The following is a 2,418-nucleotide window of genomic DNA, read 5'->3' as shown; positions in this document are numbered from 1 at the left end:
AAGCTCTGCAATGAAATTGCACACAAATTAAATATGCGCCCACGCAAAAGACTTGGGTATAGAACACCACTGGAGTATATTCATGCGCATCTTTAAAAAGTGTCGCACTTCAAACTTGATACTAAGTTACATACTCAAAGCCATCTTTAGTACCATTAACTAATGGTGTTCTGTCGAGCTATTGCAAGTAATAAGGTATTTTTTTAGTCGTTGCAGAAGCTCAATGTTATCAAGAACAATTGTACAAAATATATTGCCAAACATTGGGACTAAAGCGGCTGTCCACGCTACGTTTGTACTCAAGTACCAATTGTTAAGTTTTGCAAAACCGACATATGAGCTAAAACTATAAATATCAAAACATTCTTTTTTGATTGCGCAGAATACAGTTAAAACATCAAAACTTCCCCAGGATCCAGTTTTAAGCCACATGTACGAACCATACAGTGTTGATACGATCAAAACCAAAATCGGAGTGACAAGTCCAAACAATACAAAATCATCGCTTAGCCACCCAAGAAGTCCCCAAAGTAAAACTAAGGAGAATAATATTAATAATGCCACCTTTTACCTCACTGATGTTTATTGTTGTAATTTAACGCCCGGCTAAGGGGTTGACAACGCACCACCGAACTCAAAAAACACACTGTAAACACTAAACTTCAATTTTGCACTAAAGTCGCCACGCGTTGGCAATCCCTCTTGAGCCATTTGTTATGCAAATTCAATGAGATAAACCTAATTTACACGACCAAAAGCCACAATTGCAATTGTTGAGAGATTCAAGAATCAACCCAAGCAAGAGCTATGATAAATAAGCCGCCAAAACAAAGTCCACCGTTCAACAACAAATCAAGCTTTTGAATGAGACAAACTCAACAAGCAAGACTTTCAGCAAGTACAAAATGCTCGATAAACTTGCCCTTTCCACACTTTGCGCCCACAAGATTAACAACACGCCAACGCTAAAACTGATTGAGGCAAACAAAGAACCTTGCCTGTTTTACGGTTTGGGTGAACCACGAATCTGAGGGTAAAAGTGCTCATTTGCCGACAACACAAAACGAATGGCCGGAGAAATCTAAAAAGATTGAACCCCTAAATTCCCCTGAGTTGCATAACGCCCAATTAAGTAGCCCGAAACGCAACGACCAACTTTCCGCACAACGCCGTAAACACTAAACTCAACGCAAAACGAAAATGCCACGCGTTGAGGGTCTGCTTGAATTGTTTGTTATATTCGTAGCCTATTGATTAAAAAGCTGTTCTACCGTTTTCATTGGTAAGAACATACGAATACGCCCATTATATTCACACAATACTTCAAAACCAAACTTCGTATAGAACGCTTGAGCGGAATCTGTCAGACAGTCCACAACAATTGCGTATACCCTCATGTGATGATTCACTTCCCACAAGTACTTCAGTGCGCGAATTAGACTAATTTTTCCGAGCCCTGAGCCATGATACTCTTTGTGCACAGCTAATTGAGCCAAAAGAAAAACAGGGATTGGATACCTAGGAAGTTTCTTTGCTAGTTGTACTGGCAATGTTTCTCGACTGATTGAACTCGGTGCAACACTATAAAATGCACAAATAGCGAATTTTTGATTTAACAGTGGTTGAGCACTAGGTAAAACCATTGTTCGGCTAATACCTGCTTGCATGTGCTTTGCAGCTTGAGTTTTGATAAATGTGTTTAGCTCTTGCTCTCCACAGTCAAATGAATCGCGGTCATGCTTTGACTTACTAAGTTCTACAAACTCTTTACCCCAACTCACTTGATACCACTCTTATCTGTAAATTTAACCGCTTCAAGCAAAGCTTGATTCGGTGCTTTTACTTTATTACATGCAGCCATAAATTCGTCAAAAACACTGTCTTTAACCATAATACTTTCATGCTCCTCAATAACATGAGTCGCATCTTCGTCCATAAGTCTCACTACATATTCAGTGAGACTTTTTAAACCAAGTAAAGCCGATGCTTTTTCGGCTTTTGCCTTGATCTCTTCATCAAGGCGGATATCTAAACGTGCCGTTGCCATAACCCCTCCAATGTACGGATACATTCCGTAACCTGATTGATTATAGTGCAAACTTAAAGCATATTCAATTAGTACGGAAAGTTTACGGAACGAGAGAGAATATAACGCCAGGCTAAGGGGTTGACAACGCACCGCCGAACTTAAAAAACACACTGTAAACACTGAACTTCAATTTTGCACTAAAGTCGCCACGCGTTGGCAATCCCTCTTGAGCCGTTTGTTAGGCCAACCGATTGACACCGACACTTTCAAAACTAAAGAACGAACTTTTTTATAAACTTAAAACCAACTAACCGATTCATTTATAAATCAAAATGCTAAATCAGCAAAGAAACAAAAAACTCAAATTGAGCGGTTTGGAAGAAAAGTGA

Annotated in this window: 2 protein-coding genes; both read right to left on the bottom strand. The window is 39.4% G+C overall.

From position 1 onward, the window contains the following. Positions 1–1,247: 1,247 nt before the first annotated feature. The gene (locus AACV12_RS09160; RefSeq protein WP_170901602.1) at positions 1,248–1,781 is read right to left on the bottom strand and encodes a GNAT family N-acetyltransferase; all 534 of its coding nucleotides are present in this window, start codon (positions 1,779–1,781) and stop codon (positions 1,248–1,250) included. Then, complete coding sequence (locus AACV12_RS09155) at positions 1,778–2,047, bottom strand: type II toxin-antitoxin system TacA family antitoxin (protein ID WP_004397250.1); 270 nt, start codon at positions 2,045–2,047, stop codon at positions 1,778–1,780. The genes AACV12_RS09160 and AACV12_RS09155 overlap by 4 nt, the downstream gene beginning before the upstream one ends. Between the last annotated feature and the right edge of the window lie 371 nt (positions 2,048–2,418).

It is taken from the genome of Vibrio sp. 2-2(8) (assembly GCF_963888495.1).
In the GTDB taxonomy this organism is placed as follows: domain Bacteria; phylum Pseudomonadota; class Gammaproteobacteria; order Enterobacterales; family Vibrionaceae; genus Vibrio; species Vibrio anguillarum.
Note: the sequence above shows the minus strand (reverse complement) of the source record. Positions and strands in the feature narration are given on the sequence as shown.